The sequence below is a fragment of the Sulfitobacter sp. W027 genome (genome assembly GCF_025143985.1).
GTDB lineage: Bacteria > Pseudomonadota > Alphaproteobacteria > Rhodobacterales > Rhodobacteraceae > Sulfitobacter.
On sequence record NZ_CP083564.1, the window covers coordinates 2,299,369 to 2,322,500 of the forward strand.

The following is a 23,132-nucleotide window of genomic DNA, read 5'->3' on the forward strand; positions in this document are numbered from 1 at the left end:
GTTTAAAACCACCCTTTGGGGAAGCCGATGAGGCTCAGCCCCAGTGCAAATTTGAACACAACAAACAGCCCCAGCGACAGGCCAACACCCGCAAGCACCGCAGCCAGTGGTCGGGGTGAGATTTGATAGCTGAGGATACCAGCCGCGATGGCCGTTGGGATCACAAACCCCCAAGGCTTCAACGCGAACGCGTAGCCGACCAGCACCAGAACGGCGAGGCAGATTGACAAAAGGCTGCGGCCCGCAGGCCAATCCGGGTCGGGATCGGGGCGCAGGATCATCACGAGGCAAGACAGCGCCGCCACACCTCCTACCAACAATGGAAAGGCGCGCGGCCCTACAGGATCGGCAAGAAAACTGGTCTGAATCTGTGATGCGCTGGCCATATAGGCCAGCGCGAGAAACAACATGACCAGACCGAAAATCCGGTCAGAGGCCATTACTGGATGACCCCCAGTTCTTTGGACATTGTGTTAATGTCGGCGATCAGCCCATCGACATAAGACTGGAAATCGCCGCCGACCTTGGTGAAGGGCGCAAGGCCATTGGCTTCCATCGCGGTTTTCCACTCTTCGCTGTCGGCCACCTGCTGCAGCTTATCGGCCCAGCCGTTAAACGCCTCATCCGAAATGCCCTTGGGCACGTAAAGCCCGCGCCAGTTCACCGCAACCACATCGTAGCCCTGCTCTTTGGCGGTCGGGATATCGTCAAAGCCCGGAACGCGCTCTTCGGTCAGCACCGCAATCACACGCACATCGCCAGATTTCAGGAAGCCCACGACCTCAGACATGTCGCCCGTCATGGCTTGGGTAAAGCCGCCCACGGTCTGGGTGATGGCATCCGCACCGCCGTCCACGCCGATGTACTTGATCTTGCGAATGTCGGTGAACCCGGCCTTTTGCAGGATCATCAGCGGCTTCATATGGTCAAAGCCCCCTACTGCCGAGCCACCTGCGAAGGCCACCGAGGATGGGTCTTCTTTGATCATATTGACCATATCGTCGAGGTTCTGGATCTCGCTGTCCTTGGCCACGACGATCACGCCCGGATCGGCCCCAATCGCGCCTACGAAGCGCACTTGATCGGCGGTCATCCCGGCATAGGCGTTCTGCGCCAAACGGGTGGTGGTGGCCGAGGAGGCCGCGATGATTAGGTCCTCATTCTCATTCTGCTCAGACACCACATGGTTGAACGCAAGTCCCCCGCCCGCGCCCGCCATATTGGTGACCTGCACCGGCTTATCGACCGCGCCGATGTCATGCATAATCTTACCGATTTGGCGGCAAGTAAAATCCCAGCCGCCGCCGGGGTTGGCCGGTGCGATACATTCCGCCGCAGTGGCGGCTCCCCCCGCCCCTGCAGTTAAAACAGCACCAGTTACCAGCGCCTTAATAAGACGAAATTTCATAGTGTCCTCCCAGACTTGTTTTTATTCAAAACAGAATAAAACCATGCCCCGCGTCGGATCACGTTTCAACTATAGAGTTATTGACCCGACATCGCCGCCCATCTCAGCCCGTGATCGGCGCGTCGGATTTGATCTGCCGGAGGATCACATTGGTGGTGGCCGAATTCACCGCCGGGTGAAGGAAAAGGAAGCTCTCCAAAAAGGCGTTATAGGCCTCAATATCCCGGCAAAGGACGCGCAGGTGATAATCGGCCTGACCGGTGGTGGCGAAACATTCCGTCACCTCCTTACGACTTTGAATCGCGCTGATGAAACTGGCCAAGGCCGAGGCATCATGCCGGGTCAAATGCACATGCACCATCGCCTCAAACCGCAGCCCCATCGCTTTGGGATCAACCACGGCAGCATAGCGTCTGATGATCCCAGATTGCTCCAAAGCCTTGACCCGCCGCCAGCAAGCGGAGGCGGAAATATTCAGCCTTTCGGCAAGCTGTGCGTTCGGCAAACGCGAATCTTGCTGAAGCAACATCACAAGTTGACGGTCTGTCGCGTCCATTTGACTCATCGAATAAATCTTTCGGAACTTCTGCCTCCGTCGAACAGATTATCCGCTGGATGGTAGTAACACCAGCAAATTTGGTGCTAATATCCGCACTCACTGCGCTATACTACCCATTGAGGAGCACCCCAATGGCAGAACAACCGCGCGAATTTACCACTTATAAACTTGATGATCGCTACGATCAGACCGAGGGCCGCGTTTTCCTAACCGGGACGCAGGCCTTGGTGCGGATCATGCTTGATCAGGCCCGCCGTGATCGCAACGCGGGGCTAAAGACGGCAGGTTTTGTCTCGGGCTATCGTGGCTCGCCCTTGGGGGGGCTCGATCTTGAATACTGGCGCATTAAGGATCGTGTCGCCAAGGCAGGTGTGAAGTTCCTGCCCGCCGTGAACGAAGACCTCGGTGCCACCGCCGTATTGGGTGCGCAGCAAGCGCATCTCGACCCTCATGCGGAGGTCGAGGGCGTATTTTCGATGTGGTACGGCAAGGGGCCGGGGGTGGACCGCTCGGGCGACGCGCTGAAACATGGCAACGCCTACGGTTCGGCCCCCAAGGGCGGCGTGCTGGTGGTGGCGGGCGACGACCACGGCTGCGTCTCGTCTTCGATGCCGCATCAGTCAGACGTGGCCTTCATGTCGTGGTTCATGCCGACGCTGAACCCGGCGTCGGTGGCCGAGTATCAGTCCTTTGGCGAATACGGCATCGCGCTATCGCGCTTTTCCGGCACATGGGTCGGCTTCAAGGCGATTTCCGAAACCGTTGAGAGCGGTGCCTCGGTCGATTTGACTCCGGATCGCGTGTTCAACCAGCCTGATTACACCGTCCCGGCAGGCGGGCTGCATGTCCGTTTGGGCGATCTGCCCTCCCCCGAGATCGAAACCCGCATCCACCACAAGCTGGAAGCTGTCCAAGCCTTCCTTCGGGCCAACCCGATCGATCGACATATCTATGACACCAAAGACGCGTCCTTTGGCATCGTCACCACTGGCAAAGGCCACCTCGACACGATGGAGGCGCTGCGTCTCTTGGGGTTGGATGAGGCGAAGTGCCGCCGCCTTGGCATCGACATCTACAAGATCGGCATGGTCTGGCCGCTGGCGCTGGACGACGCGCTCGACTTCGTGAAGGGAAAGCGCGAAGTCCTTGTAATCGAAGAGAAACGCGGCATCATTGAGAGCCAGTTCAAGGAGGCCTTTTACGACTGGCCCGGCTCCAAACCGGCGCGGATGGTCGGCAAGCACGACGAGAACCTCGAAGAACTGGTGCCGTGGACGGGCGAGTTGTCGCCACTGAAGCTGGTGCCAATCATCGCCGCGCGGCTCAATGCTTTCTTTCCCGAAGAGAACCTTGTCGAAAAGGCCCGGGCGCTGACCGACCAGCCGCCCGTGCTGCTCAACGTCCCCGGTGCCACACGCACCCCCTATTTCTGCTCAGGCTGCCCGCATAACTCCTCGACCAAAGTCCCCGAAGGCTCTACCGCCAATTCCGGTATCGGCTGCCACGTCATGGCGTCATGGATGGACCGCGACACGGCGGGTTTCGCACAGATGGGCGGCGAAGGCGTGCCGTGGATCGCGACCTCCATGTTCAACGGCAATAAGCATGTGTTCCAAAACTTGGGCGAAGGCACATGGTACCACTCCGGCTCGCTCGCCATTCGCCAAGCGGTCGCCGCGCAGACCAATATCACCTACAAGATCCTCTACAACGACGCCGTTGCCATGACGGGCGGACAGCCGGTGGACGGCCCCGTTTCCGTCGCGGCCATTGCGCAGGCTTGCCGTGCGGAAGGCGTGGAGCGCATCGCATTGGTCTCCGATCGGCCCGAACTCCTGCCCAAGGCGGACTTCCCCGCCGAGACGACCTTCGACCACCGCTGCGATCTCGACCGCGTGCAACGCGAATTGCGCGAGATACCGGGTGTCACGGTGCTGATCTACGAACAGACCTGCGCCACTGAGAAACGCCGCAAGCGCAAACGCGGGCAAATGGACGATCCGAAGAAATTCGTGATGATCAACGATCTGGTCTGCGAAGGCTGCGGCGATTGCAGCCTCGAGTCGAACTGCCTCAGCGTCGAGCCGAAGAAAACCGAATTTGGCACCAAGAGGCAGATCAACCAGTCGACCTGCAACAAGGACTACTCCTGCCTCAACGGTTTCTGCCCCTCCTTCGTCACCGTTGAAGGCGGCAGCCGCAGCAAGCGTTCCGGCGCGGGATTAGATGTGGCGAGCCTCTCGGCCGCCCTGCCGATGCCCAATCTCCCAAGCCTCGACCAGCCATTTAACTTGCTGGTCACCGGCGTTGGCGGCACCGGCGTGGTGACCGTAGGTGCGCTCATCACCATGGCGGCGCACCTCGAAGGGCTGGGCTCCAGCGTGCTCGATTTCACCGGCTTCGCCCAGAAATTTGGCACCGTGCTCGGCTATGTCCGCCTCGCCAAACGGCCTGAGGACGTGCACCAAGTGCGCATCGACCAAGCCGCCGCCGACGCGGTGATCGGCTGTGACATGGTGGTCAGCTCAGCGCCAAAGGCCTCGGCCCATTACCGCCGCGGCACCCGCATCGTGTTGAACCGCGCCGAGATGCCCACTGGCGATCTGGTGCTGAACCGCGACGCCGACCTGCGCATTGACGACCGCGAGGCGGTGATCGCGCAGGCCGTGGGGGCCGAAAACCTTAGCGCCTTTGATGCCAACGCCATGGCGGAGAAGCTGATGGGCGACGCTGTTTTCGCCAACGTCATGATGCTGGGCTATGCGTGGCAAAAGGGACTGGTGCCGGTCTCGCTTACCGCGCTTGAGCAAGCGATCGAGTTGAACGGGGTCGTGCCCGACAAGAACCGCGCGGCCTTTGGCTTCGGCCGGGTCATGGCCGGGAACCCACAGGCAATCGAAGCGCATTTTGCCCCGGCCCCCGCGCTGGACGACAGTGTCGAGAGCCTCATCGCGCGGCGGATGGAGTTCCTCACCGGCTACCAGAACGAAGCCTATGCCCAGCGCTACAGGGCCGAGCTCGATGCGCTCGCGGGCAAGTTACCGGAGCGCTCCGAGGACCTGATGCGGGCGGCGGCAAAGTCGCTTTTCAAGCTCATGGCCTATAAAGACGAATACGAAGTCGCGCGCCTGCATCGGCAAATCGGCTTCGAGGAGCGCATCGCGGATACCTTCGAAGGCGACTACAAGGTGCACTACCATCTCGCCCCGCCCGCGTGGCCCACGGGCAAGGACGGTCGTGGCCGCCCCAACAAGCGCAAGTTCGGCCCTTGGATGGGCCGCGCCTTCGACCTGCTGACGGCGATGAAGCCCCTGCGCGGCACATGGGCCGACCCCTTTGCCTATGGCGCTGACCGCAAGTTCGAAGTGGCGCTGATCGGCTGGTTCGAAGACGTCATGGCAAAGGCCCCCGCCCTGCCCCATGACGTGGCGCTTGAGGTGCTCAGCGCGCCGATGGAAATCCGCGGCTACGGTCCGGTGAAAGAGGCCGCCGCCGAGAAGGTGCAGGCCGAGGTCGCAGCCCGCCTAGCCTAAGAGCGTCGTCGCAAAATCACCGCGCAGCCCGGCTTCGAGCAACTCGAGGTCGGGCGAGCACTCAGAATATTGCGCCACCATCCCCGGCGGGATGATAAAGGCATCGCCTGCTTGCAGTCTGCGGCTTTCCTGCCCCTCGGCACTCAGCACCATGCTGCCTTCCAGGACAAAGGTAAAATGCATGTCCGCGTCATGCTTGGCGAGGGGCGGCGTGCCGCCGTCAAACCGCGCCACCTGAATGCCCGCCACGCCCTTGGTTCCCGCCGTGATGCCCGCATCCCGAGCGATGAAGCCCGGAATGCGGAATGGGTGCCAAGTCGCTTGATCCTTGACGTGATGCACAAAGGTCTGACCGTCCCACTCGCGGGCCGGATCGCCTTTGCCGTTCGGCAGGGTCATCTCATGGTCGATGGTCGTCACATGCTCTGCTGGCACGCCGATCTCGATCACCTCGATGGCGGGCGAAGCTTCGACCACCCGGTGCCGGATGCCCGGCGGTTGTGTCACGCAGTCCCCCGCCTGTAGGCGGATCACATCGCCCTGATCCTCATAGAGCACATCGACCCAGCCGCGATAGCAATAGATCAATTGAAACCCGACCGTATGGTAATGCACCATATCCGGCACCGGCCCGCCGTCCGGGATGCGAATATGGCTGGCGATAATCGACCCACCCAAACGCGATGGAATTAAGTCGCGGTAATGCATCCCCGCCCGGCCAATTACCCAAGGGGCCTCATCCGCGAGCCGCCTAACGGCGAATTCATGCCGAGTTTCTGGCTGTTCCACCTGAGGAGAACGGGGCAAAATGTCGATCGTCGTGCCATTGGGCGCAGTCAACTGGCGCTGACCTTGGGCAAAGCTGTCAGGATCATCGGTGAGAATACGCAGATGCCCCGGTGGCACTTTCGCTCCGCGCTCAATCCGCACGCGCACCCCATAGCCCGAGAAACTGGCGACCGAAGGGTCATCTGCTGGAAAGATATTCTCCAGCCGCATGCCCAGCACCTTGGTGAAGAAGGGCAGATCATCCCTAAGCTCCTGCGTGGGCAACAAGAATTCGGCTAGGATATCATTTGGCTGACGCATCGCTAGCTCCCTTTCACGGCTCGCGAGCGAGTTGAGCGTGGGGAGCGGCAGGCGTCAACTTATGGTTTTCCTTACGCCCGATAAAGTTCCCGGACAGTTCCGCGTCCGCTCCCGACTCAAACCCCTCCTTCGCAGCACAGTCACAAGAACCGCACTTTCTTGCCCAGTTTTGACAGTTCAGAACGCCCCCTTTTGCCCAAAATCCTCCACAATCTGCACCAAATCACCTCCCGCCATGCGGGAAAATAAGGGCCTTCGCCGACCCCTCGCTGGGAATTCAAAGGTTTCCCGGCCCGTCAAAATATGGTTAATATTGCTGGGAACAGCACAAGCTATTGGTGCAGTAGCGTCACAATTTCGCCGGGTTTATGCGACTTAATGTAAACTGAATGTGAAGACACCCGGACTGCCCGTCTGCCCCACGAAAGAGGTGCCAAAATGAAAATCCTTGCTGTTGACGATGACCCTTTTATCCGCGAACTGCTGCCTGTCGTTTTCCGCGAGGCTGACTACCCCCATCTGACACTGGCCGAGTCCGGCGCTGCGGCTTTGGCGTTACTGGAAACGACCAAAGAGCATTTTGACTGCTTGCTTCTTGATATCGAAATGCCCGAGATGGACGGCATTACTCTGTGCCGTCATGTCCGCGCTTTGGAGGCCTATCAAGATACGCCGATCCTGATGGTGACCTCACGTGCCGACGCGAGTTCGATTGAGCGCGCCTTTGCTGCTGGCGCAAACGACTATGTCACCAAGCCTTTCGATGTGAAAGACATCGCAACCCGCGTGCATATTGCCGAGCGGATGCTGGAAAACACCCAACGCGCCCCGCGCCTTGACCCGCGTCATTTCCAAGAGGTAGGCGATCCCGGCGCGCATGAATTTGCGCTCGCCGATCCAGTGCATATAAATGGGGTCGAGCAATTGGTGCTACCCTTCTCACTGGGCAACTACCTGTCGCAGCTCTCACGTCAACACCTTGATATCTGTCAGGTTTTTGCCGCCAAGATCGAACATATCGACGAGCTTTATGCCACCTGCAACACCCGCGAATTCGCCCGCGCCATTGCCTCCGCCGCTAAGGCGATTGCCCGCGTGGTCGACTGCCCGCAATTGTTGATGACCCATAACGGCTCCGGCACGCTGCTGTGTATCGTGACCGGCGACAGCCTGCCCGCGTGGCCCGAGATCGAAGTATTGATCCAAGGCGAGCTGGACGGAATGGACCTTCGCCACGACGATAACTCCCCGATGTCGGTGATGCTCTCCGTGGGTGGCCCGATCCAGCCCAACGCCAGCCGTACTCAACGGGTCAGAAAGACATTCGACCGCGCCATTCGCCGGGTCACCATGCGGCAGAAGGTAAAACTCGACACCGCCCCGACAGAGAAACCCTCTGTCTCCGCCGCGCATTAACAGCGGCCTAGAGTGGCTACGAAAAAACCCGCCGGTTCGGCGGGTTTTCTCATTCTGGGCAGTGCGAATTCAATTGATTGGGAATTGCACCAAACACCGCTCTGCAATTTGGCGATAATCCTCCAGCGTATCCGCAACGCTGCGCCGGTCGCGCATCACCTCCATCGCCGCGCGTTTTTGGGCCCATGTGCCCTCCACATGGCGGTCAAGAATACGCACGGTGATGCCCAACATCACATTCTTCTCCCCCTCCCCGATCAACTCAGCCGCCGACAGTGCCACAGCGGTCAACGCGAGCGTATTGGCACAACGCAACGCCGCAGCTTCACGCCCCTCATAGATACGCGGGGCGGCTGTGGCCGCACTGGGCAGGGCCAGCAGCGCGACGAGGGAGAGGGCAAAAAGCGAAACCGGGATCAGAGAGCTACGGCGCGGCACCTCAAAAGACCTTGAAGGTCATCGTGGTCAGCGACCGCTCAATCCCCTCGATGTCCAACAGATTGTCATTGATATATACGCCCACATCCTCTCCCTTGGGGATATAGAGCTTCATCAACAGGTCATATTCTCCGGATGTCGAATAGAGCTCGGAATGAATTTCGCGCAGGGCGATTTCTTCGGCCACGCGGTAAGTCGTGCCCGGTCGGCAGCGGATCTGGATGAATACGCAGGTGGTCATGTCGCGCCTCTTTCTGGGATTTGGGTTAAGCTGACATATGGGCTCTGCCCCCGCAATCCCTGATCGCGCGGACATGAGGGAAAGGCAAGGCACCGCTTGGGCTTGGCGTGGCGGCGTGCCCTGTTATAAGAGCGCAGCAATTGCCTTCGGAGATGCCCCATGCGTCGCAGCACCCTGACCCGCACCACCGCCGAGACTGACATCACTGTCGAGATCAATCTCGACGGGAGTGGCAGCTATGACAATGAGACCGGCGTGGGCTTCTTTGACCATATGCTCGACCAATTGTCGCGCCATTCGCTGATCGATATCAAGGTCCGCGCTAAGGGCGACCTGCACATCGACGACCACCACACCGTCGAAGACGTGGGCATTACGCTGGGCCAAGCGCTGACCCAAGCGCTCGGCGATAAACGCGGCATCCGCCGCTACGGGTCTTGCCTGCTGGCGATGGACGACGCGCAGATCCGCTGTGCGCTCGACCTATCGGCGCGGCCCTTTTTGATCTGGAACGTGGATTTCCCGACCAGCAGCATCGGCACATTCGACACCGAACTGGTGCGCGAGTTTTTCCAAGCGCTCAGCACCCATGGCGGCATCACCCTGCATGTCGACGCACTTCATGGTTTTAACAGCCACCACATCGCCGAAGCGGCCTTCAAATCCGTCGCCCGCGCGCTGCGCGAAGCCGTCGAGACTGACCCCCGCAAAGCGGACGCGATCCCCTCGACCAAGGGTGCCTTGTGATCCAATGCTGACAGCCATTATCGACTACGAATCCGGCAACCTGCATTCGGCCCACAAGGCCTTTGAACGCATGGCCCGTGAGACCGACGCGGGCGAAGTCTTCGTCACCGCTGATGCCGATGTCGTGGCCAGCGCCGACCGATTGGTGCTCCCCGGCGACGGCGCCTTCCCGGCCTGTATGGCGGCCTTGAAAGGTGCAGGCGGCCTCTATGACGCGATGGTCGAAGCAGTTGAAGAGAAGGGTCGTCCCTTCCTTGGCATATGCGTGGGCATGCAGCTGATGGCAAGCATGGGCCGCGAGTACAAAAACACCCCCGGTCTTGGCTGGATTGGCGGCGAGGTGACCCAGATCACCCCTGCCGATCCCAAGCTCAAAGTGCCGCATATGGGTTGGAACGATCTGGTCATCGACCATGACCACGCGGTCTTCGACGGGTTGCAAACCGGAGACCATACCTATTTCGTGCACAGTTACCACATGGCCGTAGCAAACCCCGCAGAACGTCTGGCGCATGTTGATTACGGCGGCGAAGTCACGGCCATCATTGGCCGCGACACGATGTTGGGCATGCAGTTCCACCCGGAGAAAAGCCAGACCACCGGGCTGCGGCTGATCTCGAATTTCCTGAACTGGAAGCCTTAACGAACGCCGCGCCCGCTGCACCGTCGGACGGTATTTAAGAAAGGATGAAGGAGAAAAAGACTTTCTATTTTCATCCTTTTACAAATACCTCTGCGCTGTGCCTGCCTTTCCCAGAACGCAAAGAAGGCGCGGAGGTTTTTCTCCGCGCCTTTTCATCTTCGCAACAATGAGCTTGCGTTACTTAATGCGTGCCCATGTCTGCTTCGAACAGATCAGTCCGCCGGCAACGCAGCCCGAAAGCTTTAGCGAATTGCCGGAGACATCCATCTTGCCGATGTAAATTTTGCCATTCGATGGGCGCCAGACTTTGCCGGCGTATTTACCGCCGCCTTCAGGTTTCATGTCGATCACAAGCGTCTTGCCAATGTTTGGTGATTTATACTCACCGCCGTCGTTGAACGTACGCGCGATTGTGCCGCAGACTGCGTCGCCGCAAGGGGCCATTTTCACATGGGCATAGGCGCCATCATCTACCTGAGTTTGCCAAACCCCGATTGCCGGACCCGCCGCATAGGCCGCGCTGGTCAAGCCAAGGCCCACAAGGGCCGCTGCAAAAAGCTTCTTCATGATCTCTCCTCCCGATCTGACTTTACTGTTATCCATCACTTTGTTTCGGGCAAGATTGACCTTGGGTCGCGTTGCAAAATCCGTGATGACGTGCAAAAGGAAACCAATGTTCAAAACAAGGGCCCGGCCATGATCCTCTATCCCGCCATCGATCTCAAAGACGGTCAGGCCGTGCGCCTTGTGCATGGTGACATGGACCGTGCCACTGTCTTTAACGACGATCCCGCAGCACAGGCACTTAGCTTTGTAGACGCGGGCTGCGAGTGGCTGCATCTGGTTGATCTCAATGGCGCCTTTGCCGGGACACCGGTGAATGCAGCCCCGGTTGAGGCGATCCTGAAGGCCTGCAAGGTTCCGGCACAATTGGGCGGCGGCATTCGCGATATGGCGACCATTGAGAGCTGGCTCGATAAGGGTCTGGCGCGTGTCATCCTTGGAACCGTAGCTGTGGAAAACCCCGATCTGGTGCGGGAGGCTGCCGCCGCTTTCCCCGGTCATGTGGCCGTTGGGATTGACGCGCGAAACGGGCGTGTTGCGACCAAAGGTTGGGCGACAGAGACCGATGTTATGGCCACTGACCTCGCCAAATCCTTTGAAGACGCAGGCGTGGCGGCGATCATCTATACCGATATTAACCGCGATGGCGCGATGGGCGGGCCGAATGTCAGCGCCACCGCCGATCTGGCGCGGGCCGTGTCGATCCCGGTGATTGCCTCGGGGGGCGTGTCCTCGCTCGATGATCTGGCAGCACTGCGCGATACAGGCGTGATCGAAGGCGCGATCTCGGGCCGGGCGCTTTATGATGGGGCGATTGATCTGGCGACTGCCATGCAAATGTTAAAGGGCTGAGCCATGCTGAAGACCCGCATCATCCCCTGTCTTGACGTGGCCGATGGGCGCGTGGTGAAAGGCGTAAATTTTGTTGGCCTGCGGGATGCGGGTGATCCGGTTGATGCTGCGATTGCCTATGATGCGGCGGGGGCGGATGAGCTGTGTTTCCTTGATATTCACGCTACCCATGAGAACCGTGGGACGATGTTTGATCTGGTCACGCGTACGGCAGAGCATTGTTATATTCCGCTGACCGTGGGCGGCGGTGTTCGGACCGTAGCAGACGTGCGCGCCTTGCTGCTGGCGGGGGCGGATAAGGTCAGCTTCAACTCTGCCGCTGTGGCCAACCCGGATGTGATTGCAGAAGCCGCGGATCATTTCGGCAGCCAGTGCATTGTCTGCGCCATTGATGCCAAAACCGTCAGCCCCGGCAAATGGGAGATTTTCACCCATGGTGGACGCAAGCCCACGGCCATTGATGCGGTGGAATTTGCACGGTTGGTTGCAGAGAAGGGCGCGGGGGAAATCCTGCTGACCTCGATGGACCGTGACGGCACAAAACAAGGGTTCAACCTGCCGCTTACCCGCGCGATTTCGGATGCGGTTTCGGTGCCGGTGATTGCCTCAGGCGGGGTTGGCAATTTGGATCACCTCGTCGATGGGGTGATCGAAGGCGGCGCTTCGGCGGTGCTGGCGGCCTCCATCTTTCACTTTGGCGAATATACCGTGCAGGAGGCCAAGCAGCATATGGCCGCCGCCGGCATTCCAATGAGGCTTGCATGACGCTTGATGATCTTTACGCCACCATCCTGAGCCGCAAGGAGGCTGATCCGTCAAGCAGTTGGACCGCGCAGCTATTGGCTAAGGGGCCGGAAAAATGTGCTGAGAAGTTCGGCGAAGAGGCGGTCGAGGCCATCATCGAGGCGGTGAAGAACGACCGCGCTGGCCTTACCTCTGAAGCTGCCGATGTTCTGTATCACCTCTTGGTCATGCTGGCGGCACGCGATGTGCCGCTGAGCGACGTGCTGGATGAACTGGCGCGCCGCCAGTCGACCTCGGGCATCGCCGAGAAGGCCGCGCGCAAGTAATCACCAAAGCAGGCGTGGGATTTCCACCTTGGGGCAGCGGTCTTGGATCACATCCACGCCCCGCGCTTCGGCCTTGGCCGCTGCCTCGGCGTTGGTGATCCCCATCTGCATCCAAATCGTTTCCAGTTCTGGAAAGGCCGCGAGCGCCTCATCGACGACGGGGGGCACATCCTCGGAGCGGCGGAAGATGTCGACCATTTGCACCGGCGGGTCGATCTCAGCCAAAGTGGCGACGATGGTCTTGCCAAAGACCTCTTTGCCAGCATGCATGGGGTTGACCGGCACCACGTCATAGCCCTTTTGCTGAAGATATTCAGCGACATAGTGGCTGGGCCGCGCCGGGTTGGGGGACACGCCGACCACCGCGATGCGGCGGGTGCGGGTGAGGACGTCTTTGATAAATGCATCTGTCATAGGCTGAACCTAAACGCGTTTGCGCGGGTTTCAATGGTCTTGTGACGCCGCGTAAAGCAGGGCACATCCCCCTGCCCGCGATTGGCAAGCCTGCGGTGATTGCATAGGCTCCTTTTTAACAGACCCGTCGCGCGGAGGAGCGGGGCGGCATCTTATACCATCATCACCGGGAGCACAGGATGATCGATCAGACCTTGGACATGAACAATCTCGAAATGTCGGAGAAGGCCAAGCCGCTTTTGGCCGCTGTTACCAAGCACATCCGCGAGAATGTCGATCCGATCACCGAGGAGTTCTTTCGACTAGGCGAAGGCCGCGCCGACCGTTGGTCCTATGCCCCCGGTCAGTTGGAACTGCTCGACGGGGCCAAGCAAAAGGCGCGTGAGGCGGGGTTGTGGAACTTCTTTTTGCCGAATGCCGAGACGGGCGAAGGGCTGGCGAACCTCGATTACGCCTATATCGCCGCTGAATTGGGCAAAAGCCTGCTGGCGCCTGAGACCCTGAACTGCTCTGCCCCCGACACTGGCAATATGGAGGTGCTGGAACGCGTCGGAACGCCTGAACAAAAGGAGCAATGGTTAAAGCCCCTGCTCGCGGGCGAAATCCGTTCGGCCTTTGCGATGACTGAGCCGGATGTGGCCTCTTCTGATGCGCGGAATATTTCGACCAGCGCGGTTTTGGATGGCGACGATTGGGTCATCAACGGCGAGAAGTTCTATATCTCCGGCGCAGGCGATCCGCGCTGTAAGATTATGATTGTGATGGTAAAAACCTCTCCCGAGGCGGAGACGTTCCGGCAGCAGAGCCAGATCCTTGTGCCGATGGACACGCCGGGCGTCGAAATCCTTGGCCCGATGCATGTGTTTGGCCACGATGACGCGCCGCATGGGCATATGCACATCCGCTTTACCGACGTTCGCGTGCCCCGTGAAAACGTGCTTTGGGGCGAAGGTCGCGGGTTTGAGATCAGCCAAGTGCGGCTTGGACCGGGGCGGATTCACCATTGCATGCGCTCCATCGGATCGGCGGAAAAGGCTTTGGATCTGATGATTGAACGCGGGCTGGGGCGCGAGGCCTTTGGTAAGAAAATCATCGACCTAGGCAAGAACATGGAGACCATCAGCCGCGCGCGGATCGACATTGAAGCGATGCGGCTAATGGTGTTGAAAGCCGCCAAAGCGATGGATGTGCTGGGCAACAAAGAGGCGCGCATCTGGGTCAGCATGATTAAGGCGCTGGTGCCGGAAAAGGCCTGCGAGATCATTGACGCCTCGATGCAGGTACATGGTGCCACGGGGATGAGCCAGTGGAGCCCGCTGTCAGGCATGTACACTTGGCAGCGTGCGCTGCGCTTCGCCGATGGGCCGGATGAGGTGCACCATCAGGTGATTGCGCGGGCCGAGGTGAAGGCGTTTCAGGCCTCGAACACGCGCGGCTCCGACGGCGACATCTGACATGGAGTTGCATGGGCGCGTCATCGTTATCACTGGGGCCGCCAGCGGCATCGGGCGGGCTCTGGCGCTGCGCTTTGCGCGGGAGGCGCCTGCACATATCGTCTGTGTGGACATCGACGGCGCGGGGGCCGAAACGACGGCGACCAAGGTTGGCGGCACGGCGTTTCGGGTCGATGTTGCGAACGAGGCCGAGATCGCGACGCTGATCGCAGAAGTCGAGCGAGATATCGGGCCGATTGATCTATTCTGTTCCAACGCCGGGATCTCAGTCGAGGGCGGTGTCGAAGTGCCGGATGCGGACTGGCAGCGCATCTGGGAGATCAATGTGATGAGCCACGTCCGCGCGGCCCGGCATTTGGTGCCGCTGATGAAGGCGCGGGGCGGTGGCTATCTGCTCAACACCGCCTCAGCGGCGGGGCTGCTCAATCAGGTGGGTGCCGCGCCCTACGGTGTGACGAAACACGCAGCTGTCGGTCTCGCGGAATGGCTGGCGATGACCTATGGCGATGATGGGATCAAGGTCTCGGTGCTCTGTCCCCAAGCGGTGCGAACTGAGATGATGCGCGGGCTGGAAGATCATGTCGCGGCGATTGACGGCATGCTGGAGCCGGAGCCGGTGGCCGAAGCCTGTGTGCAGGCAATCCGGGATGAGGTGTTTTTGGTACTGCCGCATCCGCAGGTGCGCGATTATATGCGCGGAAAGGCGCAGGACTATGACCGCTGGATTGGCGGGATGCGCAAGCTGAACCGGCGTTTTGGAAGGTCAAAGGGCAGCCGGTAAGCGCCTGCCCGGTGTCACACCGGGCATCGCCCTCCCTCCCCCCGGAGGGCGATTTTGCAACGCCTGCCTATGTCACTGGTCCAGCGGGTTTCGCGACGCCGTAAACAAAGCGAAGCAGCGGTTCGCCCCCCAGGGAGGGCGCTGCCCTTAGCTATTCCCTTTAGGCTGGATCGGGCGCAGCAGTCCCTCTTGCGCGACACTGGCGACAAGTTCGCCACTTCGATTATAAATCATCCCGCGATTGAACCCCCGCGCGCCGCCGGTAAAGGGCGCATCCAGCGCATACAAATGCCATTCATCAAAGCGGATCGGCGCATGAAACCACATGGCGTGGTCAAGGCTCGCCGTCATCACCTTGCCTTGAAACCACGTCAGCCCATGAGGCCGCAGCGAAGAGCCCAAGAGATTCATATCAGAGGCATAGGCCAATAGCGCGTGCTGCATCACCGGCCCCTGCCCCTCGGCAGCGGCCATGCGGAACCACAGGTAGTTGCGGTCGCCGACCTTTTCCGGTGTCATGAAATCGCGCGGCTCGACCTCACGGATCTCAATAGGCCGCTCACGCAAAAAATCGCCACGGTATTTTTCGGGCAGTTTCTCGGCAAAAGCCTCACGCAGTTCGGGGCGATCCGGCCAGTTCTCAGGGGCTGAGACCTGCGGCATCTCATGCTGCCAGTCAAACCCCTCTTCCTCCACCTGAAAAGACGCCGACAGGTTGAGGATCTGCTTGCCATGCTGGATCGCCACCACCCGACGCGTGGTGAAACTGCCCCCATCGCGGGCACGGTCGACCTGATAGATCACGGGGATCTTCGGATCACCGGGCCGGATAAAATAGGCATGAAGCGAGTGGCACGCGCGGTCAGGCACAGTACGATAGGCCGCCATCAGCGCCTGCGCGATCACATGGCCGCCAAAGATCCGCATCGAGGTCTCACCCCCGGCCCCTGTCCCCCGAAACAGGTCGACCTCAAGCTGTTCGATATCCAGCAGATCAAGCAATTGCCGCGCAGCAGTGGTCATGGGTCATCCTTTCGGGCCGAAGTGTTCCGGCCCTAGCAACAGGTTTTCGCGCCGAAGCTCAAGCACCAATAAGCCGCTGCCTCGCTCAGCCGTCGCGATCAAGCGCCTCCAGCCCGTGGCGCGCAAAAACCGGGACATATTGCCCTAATCTTAGCCCATATTCGGGGTTGGATGCGTTGCCATCCAACGCGCGTTTCAGCACACCTTGAATGATCGCCGCCATGCGGAAGAAGCAAAAGGCGAGGTAATAGCCGAAGTTATCGATCCCCTTCAGCCTGCGCCGGCGGCAATAGGCGGCGATAAACTCCGCATCCGTGGGCAGGCCAAGCGCCTTGCGGTCCACTCCGGCCAAGCCGCGCCCCTCGGCGCCCACGGGCATCTGCCATTGCATGATAACGGCGGCGAGATCGGCAAAGGGGTGGCCGATGGTGGACAACTCCCAATCCAAAACCGCGCGGCAGGCGGTGCCATGGGTGTCAAAGATCATGTTGTCGATGCGATAATCACCGTGGACCAGCGTGCGCTGCCCGTCATCCTTGGGCAGCTCTTCGACCAAACGCTGCATCAGCGCATCCATATCCGGCTGGGGCTCCGTCTCGGACGCCCGGTACTGCTTTGACCAGCGGCCTACTTGTCGTTCAAAATAGTTGCCCGGAGGGCCGTAGTCCGACAGACCAACCGCGTCGATATCCACCTCATGCAGGGCGGCCAACACGCCGTTCATCTCATCCATGACCGCGCCGCGCTCCGCCGGGGTCAGTTCCGGCAGGGTCGGATCGTTGAAATTGCGGCCCGGCACGTGGTCCATCACATAGAACATCGAGCCGATGACGCTTTCATCCTCGCAGAGCAAATGCATCCGCACGACCGGCACCTGACTGTCGGCCAATGCCTTTTGGACCCGAAACTCACGGTCGACCGCGTGGGCCGATTTGAGCAGCGTTCCCGGTGGCTTACGGCGCAGAACATAGTCATGCGCAGGAGTCGAGAGCAGGAAGGTGGGGTTTGATTGCCCCGACTGAAACTTGGTCACCTCAAGCGGCCCGGCAAAGCCCGGCAGATTCTTTTCCAGCCAACGGCAGACCGCCGCCTCGTCCAATGTTTGCGTGTCCGTGCTCATTGCGCAAACTCCGCAGCCAGCCGGGCACCAGCGGCGCGGTATTCAGCTTCGATCCGATCCACCAGTTCAGCCACCCCGCCGATCTGTTTGACCGCACCAATGCCCTGCCCCGCGCCCCAGATTTCCTTCCATGCCTTAGGCTTGGACGACCCGGAGCCGAAGTTCATCGAAGAGGCGTCCGCCGAGGGCAGATCGTCAGGGTCCAGCCCCGCCGCCACAATCGAAGGCCGCAGATAGTTGCCCGACACCCCGGTGAAGAGCGAAGAGGTCACGATGTCATCCGCCCCGCCCGAAACGATCATGTCTTTGTAACCGGGCACGGCATTAGCTTCCTTCGTCGCGATGAAAGCCGAGCCCATATAGCCCAAGTCCGCCCCCATGGCCCGCGCAGCCAAAAGCCCCTCGCCCGTGGCCAATGCCCCCGAGAGCAGAAGCGGTCCATCGAACCATTCACGAATTTCGCGGATCAAAGCAAAGGGCGACTGCGGTCCCGCGTGCCCCCCGGCCCCGGCGGCCACAGCAATCAGCCCATCCGCGCCTTTCTCAATCGCTTTGCGGGCAAAGCGGTTGTTGATGATGTCATGTAACACCACCCCGCCACAGGAATGCGCGGCCTCATTCACTTCCACCCGCGCGCCCAGCGAGGTAATCCAGATCGGCACCTTATGTTTGACGCAAATCTCAAGGTCCCGCTCCAACCGCGCGTTGGAGCGGTGCACGATCTGGTTCACCGCAAAGGGCGCCGCAGGCCGGTCCGGGTTCTCTTGATTGTGCTTGTCCAAGTCTTCGGTGATCTGGATGAGCCACGCGTCAAGCAGCGGCGGCTCGCCCTCCGCCTCGCGTGCGTTCAGGGCTGGAAACGACCCGACAATGCCCGCCTTACATTGCGCAATGACCAGTTCCGGCCCCGAAAGGATGAACATAGGCGATGCGACCAAGGGCAGGCGCAGACCACGCAGGGCTTGGGGTAGATGGCTGTCGTCACGCATGGGCGCTCTCCGTCTGAATTTTCGTATGTGTCATGACAAGGCCCTTTCAAAAATATTCGGGCCTGACATCACGTTGATGCCGCCGCTGACCGGGATCACCGCCCCGGTGACATAAGCCCCGCCGCGCCCGCATAGGAACAGCATGCAGCCCGCGATATCCTCATCGCGGCCAACGCGGCCCAGCGGCACGTCTTGGCCCACGGCCTTGCGCGTTGTCTCATCCTGCGTGGCAAAGGCGGTCATACGCGACACGAACGGGCCTGGTGCCAGCGCGTTCACGGTGATCCCCTCCCCGGCCAATTCCTTGGCAAGGATCTTGCTCAGATGGATCACCGCGGCCTTGGAGGCCGCATAGCTATAAGCCCCATCCCCCATCTCTCGCTCGCCCATGACCGAGCCGACGTTGACTACCCGTGCCGGATCATCCGCCGTGGCCCCGGACCGCAGAAGGGGAAGCAGCTTTTGCGTCAGATCAAAGAGACCGGCCACATTCACGCCCATGACTTTGTCCCATGCAGCAAAGGGAAATTGCCCCAGCGGCGCGCCCCAAGTCACCCCGGCGTTGTTCATCAGAATATGAAGCTGGTCGCAGCGCGACTGAACCTCGGCCAGCAGCGCATCGACGCCCTCTTCGCTGCTGACATTTCCAGCGAAACCTTCGGCGCTGCCACGCGCGTTGAGGGCGTTCAACTCTGCCGCCACCGTTTCGCAGGCTTCACCCGTCCGACTGGCCAGCAAAACCCGAGCACCGGCCCGCACCAAAGCTTCGGCAGCCATACGGCCGATCCCCGTGGCGCCACCTGTGATGAGCGCGGTTTTTCCCTCCAGCCCAAAGAGTGTCTTGATATCCATGTCCTGCCTCCCAGCATCGGCCTTGGCGTTACTGTGACAGGGCAGTGGGCGGGGTCAAGCGGGTGGCACGCAGCCGGCTGAGTAACCGGGCGTCAAAACGATTTTAGAAAGAGAATACCCTTCCCAACGCAAAACCGCCGCTGCATGTTATGCAGCGGCGGTTTTGAATGATCATCGTAGAGAGATACTGATTATCAGGAACTTATTAGGTTTGGCGATGACCTACTCTCCCACGTCTTAAGACGCAGTACCATCGGCGCTACGGCACTTAACGGCTGGGTTCGGGATGGGACCAGGTGTTTTGCTCGCGCTATGATCACCAAACCAAATAAATTCCTGACGCGCTTTGCTCTGCAGAGCGACGGCGGGAGGCAGGGTATCCGTAGGATGCCCGTTCCCGCACCGTCTCCATTGGAGCGCAAAGCGTTTGTTTTCCAAGTCATGTACAACTGATTGTATGTGTATGCTTTTGATTGATAAGTTGAAGTCTTGCTTCTACTGGATCAAATCAAGCCTATCGAGCAATTAGTACCAGTCAACTGAACGTGTTACCACGCTTACATCTCTGGCCTATCGACGTGGTGGTCTACCACGGCTCTCAGGGATACCTTGTTTTGAGGGGGGCTTCCCGCTTAGATGCCTTCAGCGGTTATCCTGTCCGATCATAGCTACCCAGCACTGCTATTGGCATAACAACTGGTCCACCAGTGGATCGTTCACCCCGGTCCTCTCGTACTAGGGGCAACTCCTCTCAAGTATCCTACACCCACGGAAGATAGGGACCGAACTGTCTCACGACGTTCTAAACCCAGCTCACGTACCTCTTTAAACGGCGAACAGCCGTACCCTTGGGACCTGCTCCAGCCCCAGGATGAGATGAGCCGACATCGAGGTGCCAAACACTGCCGTCGATATGGACTCTTGGGCAGTATCAGCCTGTTATCCCCGGCGTACCTTTTATCCGTTGAGCGATGGCCCTCCCACTTGGGACCACCGGATCACTATGGCCGTCTTTCGACTCTGCTCGACTTGTCAGTCTCGCAGTCAGGCTGGCTTCTGCCATTGCACTCAACGAGCGATTTCCGACCGCTCTGAGCCAACCTTCGCGCGCCTCCGTTACGATTTAGGAGGCGACCGCCCCAGTCAAACTACCCGCCACACAGGGTCCCGGAACCGGATAACGGTCCGCGGTTAGACATCAAGCAGAACAAGGGTGGTATCTCAAGGGAGGCTCCACCGAGACTGGCGTCTCGGTTTCAAAGCCCACCACCTATCCTGCACATGTTCGGCCTAATGCCAGTGTGAAGCTGTAGTAAAGGTGCACGGGGTCTTTCCGTCTAACCGCGGGTAACCGGCATCTTGACCGGTAATTCAATTTCGCTGAGTCTATGTTGGAGACAGCGGGGAAGTCGTTACGCCATTCGTGCAGGTCGGAACTTACCCGACAAGGAATTTCGCTACCTTAGGACCGTTATAGTTACGGCCGCCGTTTACCTGGGCTTCAATTCAGAGCTCTCACCCCTCCTTTTAACCTTCAGGCACCGGGCAGGCGTCAGACCCTATACGTCGTCTTACGACTTCGCAGAGCCCTGTGTTTTTAATAAACAGTCGCCACCCCCTGGTTTGTGCCCCCAGCCTCTAGTTGCCTAGAAACCGGGCCTCCTTCTCGCGAACTTACGGAGGTATTTTGCCGAGTTCCTTCAACATAGTTCTCTCAAGCGCCTTGGTATTCTCTACCTGTCCACCTGTGTCGGTTTAGGGTACGATCTAGCGATGGAGCTATTTCCAGGGACCTCTAAGCAGCCCATTCAATCCGATAAGGATGAACTACCCTCGAGATCCGTCACTTCCATCTGGCCCAGGAATATTAACCTGGTTCCCATCGACTACGCCTTTCGGCCTCGCCTTAGGGGTCGGCTTACCCTGCTCAGATTAGCTTTAAGCAGGAACCCTTGGACTTTCGGCGAGAGTGTCTCTCACACTCTTTGTCGCTACTCATGTCATCATTCTCACTAGTGATCTCTCCACCGGATCGCTCACGCGCCAGCTTCACAGAAAGCTCCTTGTGTCCAATCCGTCCCGAGGGACGATAAGGACACATGGAACTATGTCACACTACGCTCTGCTACCATGCAATAAATGCATCCTCAGCTTCGGCTCATGGCTTGAGCCCCGTTACATCTTCGCCGCAAGACAACTTATTTAGACCAGTGAGCTGTTACGCTATCTTTAAAGGATGGCTGCTTCTAAGCCAACCTCCTGGTTGTTTTGGTCGTCTCACCTGCTTTCCCACTTAGCCATGAATTAGGGGCCTTAGCTGGAGGTTAGGGTTGTTTCCCTCTTCACGACGGACGTTAGCATTCGCCGTGTGTCTGCCGACTAGTACTCACCGGTATTCGGAGTTTGGTTAGGATCAGTAAGCCTGTGGGGCCCCATTACCCATCCAGTGCTCTACCCCCGGTGGTATTCGGTCGACGCTCTACCTAAATAGATTTCGCAGAGAACCAGCTATCTCCGAGTTTGATTGGCCTTTCACCCCTAGGCACAGCTCATCCCGATCTTTTTCAACAGATGTGGGTTCGGTCCTCCAATAAGTGTTACCTTATCTTCAACCTGGCCATGCCTAGATCACTCGGTTTCGGGTCTGATCCCACGAACTCAACGCCCTATTAAGACTCGCTTTCGCTACGCCTACACCTAACGGCTTAAGCTTGCTCGTGAGACCAAGTCGATGACCCATTATACAAAAGGTACGCTGTCACATCGCAAGGATGCTCCAACTGATTGTAGGCGTTCGGTTTCAGGTACTGTTTCACTCCCCTCGTCGGGGTGCTTTTCACCTTTCCCTCACGGTACTGGTTCACTATCGGTCAGTAAGGAGTACTTAGCCTTCGAAGGTGGTCCTCCGATCTTCAGACAGAATTTCACGTGTTCCGCCCTACTTAATACGTCCAATCATGCTTCTTATACGGGACTATCACCCACTTTGGTTGCGCATTCCAACGCATTCTAACCACAGTCATGGCTCGGCTGGTCCCCGTTCGCTCGCCGCTACTAGGGGAGTATCATATTGATTTCCTTTCCTCCGGGTACTTAGATGTTTCAGTTCCCCGGGTTTGCCTTTTTAAGCCTATATATTCAGCCTAAAAATACCTGGTTTACCAAGTTATTAGCTGCACCGAAGTGCAGTAATAACAAAGTATCAGGTGGGTTGCCCCATTCAGAAATCCATGGATCAAAGCTTATTCTCAGCTCCCCATGGCTTATCGCAGAGTATCACGTCTTTCATCGCCTCTTACTGCCAAGGCATTCACCAAACGCCCTTTTCGCGCTTGATTTGATCCAGAAAAAGCAGGACTTGGCGTCTCGCGCGAAGATCAGAAGCTGGTAAGAAACTGATCCTCTTATTCTGCATCAAAAGCATACTTTTACCCGCCCAGACTGTCGTCTGGACAATGAGCGATGCAGATAGCGAACCGTCCGTGCAGGAGGTCCGCGTCATCGCTCTGGTTAGTGTACTTGACTTGGACAACATATTCGTTTCGGTCGCGATATGTCCGACAGGCCGAGGAAACAGCCCGTCAAACACCGGCCCCGAAGGGCAGCAACCGAGATCATCCCCTAACGCGGGGCGATCAAACATGTTGTTAGTATCTCTCTTTACGATGTCAATTCGTCCAGATTGGACGAGCAAAAGCGCCGTAGCGCTCTTGCTGATCTAATCTGTCAGCAGTCTTTAAACCAGTCTGGCAGTTGTGTCCGATACTCAAAGTTAACCGACTTTGCTCGGAGCACATTCAACTTTGCATCCCGTATCGGACTGCGGTTAATGGTACGGTAGGCTTTCGTCCGCGCCCGTTTCCATTCGAGGTCAGGCAAGGTTGCCAACCGTTCGTAGAAGCGCCCAGCATCTGTTGTCGCCTTTGCCCAAATGTTACC

At 58.9% G+C, this 23,132-nt stretch carries 22 protein-coding genes and 2 rRNA genes (1 of these 24 running past the window's edge); 9 read left to right on the top strand and 15 right to left on the bottom strand.

Annotated features, from left to right (window positions below):
- Window positions 1-2 precede the first annotated feature (2 nt).
- The 3 genes from K3759_RS11270 to K3759_RS11280 form a co-directional block, all read right to left on the bottom strand.
- The gene (locus K3759_RS11270) at window positions 3-440 is read right to left on the bottom strand and encodes a tripartite tricarboxylate transporter TctB family protein (protein WP_259981884.1); all 438 of its coding nucleotides are present in this window, start codon (window positions 438-440) and stop codon (window positions 3-5) included.
- A complete protein-coding gene (locus K3759_RS11275; RefSeq protein WP_259981886.1) occupies window positions 440-1,408 on the bottom strand; it encodes a tripartite tricarboxylate transporter substrate binding protein in 969 nt (322 codons plus the stop codon). The genes K3759_RS11270 and K3759_RS11275 overlap by 1 nt, the downstream gene beginning before the upstream one ends.
- Window positions 1,409-1,511: 103 nt before the next feature.
- Window positions 1,512-1,973, bottom strand: a complete 462-nt coding sequence (locus K3759_RS11280; RefSeq protein ID WP_259981887.1) for an Lrp/AsnC family transcriptional regulator — start codon at window positions 1,971-1,973, stop codon at window positions 1,512-1,514.
- A 125-nt stretch (window positions 1,974-2,098) separates the two neighbouring features.
- Here K3759_RS11280 and K3759_RS11285 point away from each other — a divergent pair, with 125 nt between their 5' ends.
- A complete protein-coding gene (locus tag K3759_RS11285; protein ID WP_259981888.1) occupies window positions 2,099-5,500 on the top strand; it encodes an indolepyruvate ferredoxin oxidoreductase family protein in 3,402 nt (1,133 codons plus the stop codon).
- On the opposite strand, the gene K3759_RS11290 is transcribed toward K3759_RS11285, so the two are convergent.
- Complete coding sequence (locus tag K3759_RS11290; RefSeq protein ID WP_259981889.1) at window positions 5,492-6,589, bottom strand: cupin domain-containing protein; 1,098 nt, start codon at window positions 6,587-6,589, stop codon at window positions 5,492-5,494. The two genes, K3759_RS11285 and K3759_RS11290, sit on opposite strands and share 9 nt — an antisense overlap.
- 438 nt (window positions 6,590-7,027) lie before the next feature.
- Here K3759_RS11290 and K3759_RS11295 point away from each other — a divergent pair, with 438 nt between their 5' ends.
- Entirely contained in the window at window positions 7,028-8,005 is a 978-nt protein-coding gene (locus K3759_RS11295) for a PleD family two-component system response regulator (protein WP_259981891.1), read from the top strand.
- Between the two features lie 69 nt (window positions 8,006-8,074).
- Here the strand turns inward: K3759_RS11295 and K3759_RS11300 are convergent, their stop codons facing one another.
- Entirely contained in the window at window positions 8,075-8,443 is a 369-nt protein-coding gene (locus K3759_RS11300) for a hypothetical protein (RefSeq protein WP_259981893.1), read from the bottom strand.
- A gap of 1 nt (window position 8,444) precedes the next feature.
- Entirely contained in the window at window positions 8,445-8,684 is a 240-nt protein-coding gene (locus K3759_RS11305; protein ID WP_007120503.1) for an Lrp/AsnC family transcriptional regulator, read from the bottom strand.
- Between the two features lie 159 nt (window positions 8,685-8,843).
- Here K3759_RS11305 and hisB point away from each other — a divergent pair, with 159 nt between their 5' ends.
- Window positions 8,844-9,431 (top strand): imidazoleglycerol-phosphate dehydratase HisB, encoded by a 588-nt coding sequence (gene hisB, locus K3759_RS11310; protein ID WP_259981895.1) that lies wholly within the window; start codon window positions 8,844-8,846, stop codon window positions 9,429-9,431.
- A 4-nt stretch (window positions 9,432-9,435) separates the two neighbouring features.
- Window positions 9,436-10,074, top strand: a complete 639-nt coding sequence (gene hisH / locus K3759_RS11315; protein ID WP_259981897.1) for an imidazole glycerol phosphate synthase subunit HisH — start codon at window positions 9,436-9,438, stop codon at window positions 10,072-10,074.
- A 177-nt stretch (window positions 10,075-10,251) separates the two neighbouring features.
- On the opposite strand, the gene K3759_RS11320 is transcribed toward hisH, so the two are convergent.
- Window positions 10,252-10,641, bottom strand: a complete 390-nt coding sequence (locus tag K3759_RS11320) for a DUF2147 domain-containing protein (protein WP_259985625.1) — start codon at window positions 10,639-10,641, stop codon at window positions 10,252-10,254.
- Between the two features lie 129 nt (window positions 10,642-10,770).
- Here K3759_RS11320 and hisA point away from each other — a divergent pair, with 129 nt between their 5' ends.
- From hisA to K3759_RS11335, 3 genes are read left to right on the top strand one after another with little or no spacing between them, the layout of a single operon-like run.
- Window positions 10,771-11,490 carry a 1-(5-phosphoribosyl)-5-[(5-phosphoribosylamino)methylideneamino]imidazole-4-carboxamide isomerase gene (gene hisA, locus K3759_RS11325; RefSeq protein ID WP_259981898.1) on the top strand — a complete coding sequence of 240 codons (720 nt, stop codon included), beginning with the start codon at window positions 10,771-10,773 and terminating at the stop codon, window positions 11,488-11,490.
- Window positions 11,491-11,493: 3 nt separating this feature from the next.
- Window positions 11,494-12,255, top strand: coding sequence for an imidazole glycerol phosphate synthase subunit HisF (gene hisF, locus K3759_RS11330; protein ID WP_259981900.1), 762 nt, complete (start codon window positions 11,494-11,496; stop codon window positions 12,253-12,255).
- Entirely contained in the window at window positions 12,252-12,560 is a 309-nt protein-coding gene (locus tag K3759_RS11335) for a phosphoribosyl-ATP diphosphatase (protein WP_243261028.1), read from the top strand. The genes hisF and K3759_RS11335 overlap by 4 nt, the downstream gene beginning before the upstream one ends.
- Here the strand turns inward: K3759_RS11335 and K3759_RS11340 are convergent, their stop codons facing one another.
- Complete coding sequence (locus K3759_RS11340; protein WP_259981903.1) at window positions 12,561-12,974, bottom strand: CoA-binding protein; 414 nt, start codon at window positions 12,972-12,974, stop codon at window positions 12,561-12,563. It lies immediately after the preceding gene.
- A 179-nt stretch (window positions 12,975-13,153) separates the two neighbouring features.
- Between K3759_RS11340 and K3759_RS11345 the strand changes: the two genes are divergently transcribed.
- Complete coding sequence (locus K3759_RS11345; protein WP_409202486.1) at window positions 13,154-14,428, top strand: acyl-CoA dehydrogenase family protein; 1,275 nt, start codon at window positions 13,154-13,156, stop codon at window positions 14,426-14,428.
- Between the two features lies 1 nt (window position 14,429).
- Complete coding sequence (locus K3759_RS11350; protein ID WP_259981905.1) at window positions 14,430-15,209, top strand: SDR family oxidoreductase; 780 nt, start codon at window positions 14,430-14,432, stop codon at window positions 15,207-15,209.
- 147 nt (window positions 15,210-15,356) lie between these two features.
- On the opposite strand, the gene K3759_RS11355 is transcribed toward K3759_RS11350, so the two are convergent.
- From K3759_RS11355 to K3759_RS11385, 7 genes are all read right to left on the bottom strand, one after another.
- Complete coding sequence (locus tag K3759_RS11355) at window positions 15,357-16,232, bottom strand: acyl-CoA thioesterase II (RefSeq protein WP_259981906.1); 876 nt, start codon at window positions 16,230-16,232, stop codon at window positions 15,357-15,359.
- 85 nt (window positions 16,233-16,317) lie between these two features.
- Complete coding sequence (locus tag K3759_RS11360) at window positions 16,318-17,352, bottom strand: phosphotransferase family protein (RefSeq protein WP_259981908.1); 1,035 nt, start codon at window positions 17,350-17,352, stop codon at window positions 16,318-16,320.
- Complete coding sequence (locus K3759_RS11365; protein WP_259981909.1) at window positions 17,349-18,341, bottom strand: nitronate monooxygenase family protein; 993 nt, start codon at window positions 18,339-18,341, stop codon at window positions 17,349-17,351. Before K3759_RS11365 ends, K3759_RS11360 begins: the two co-directional genes overlap by 4 nt.
- A gap of 30 nt (window positions 18,342-18,371) precedes the next feature.
- Complete coding sequence (locus K3759_RS11370) at window positions 18,372-19,193, bottom strand: SDR family oxidoreductase (RefSeq protein WP_259981912.1); 822 nt, start codon at window positions 19,191-19,193, stop codon at window positions 18,372-18,374.
- A 209-nt stretch (window positions 19,194-19,402) separates the two neighbouring features.
- A 5S ribosomal RNA gene (gene rrf / locus K3759_RS11375) occupies window positions 19,403-19,517 on the bottom strand.
- Window positions 19,518-19,697: 180 nt separating this feature from the next.
- Window positions 19,698-22,531 (bottom strand): 23S ribosomal RNA (locus K3759_RS11380).
- 388 nt (window positions 22,532-22,919) lie between these two features.
- Window positions 22,920-23,132 carry the 3' portion of a glycosyltransferase family 2 protein gene (locus tag K3759_RS11385; protein WP_259981914.1) on the bottom strand. 702 nt of this gene lie beyond the right edge of the window, so 213 of the gene's 915 nt are visible here — the last part of the coding sequence; the start codon falls outside the window, past its right edge; its stop codon occupies window positions 22,920-22,922.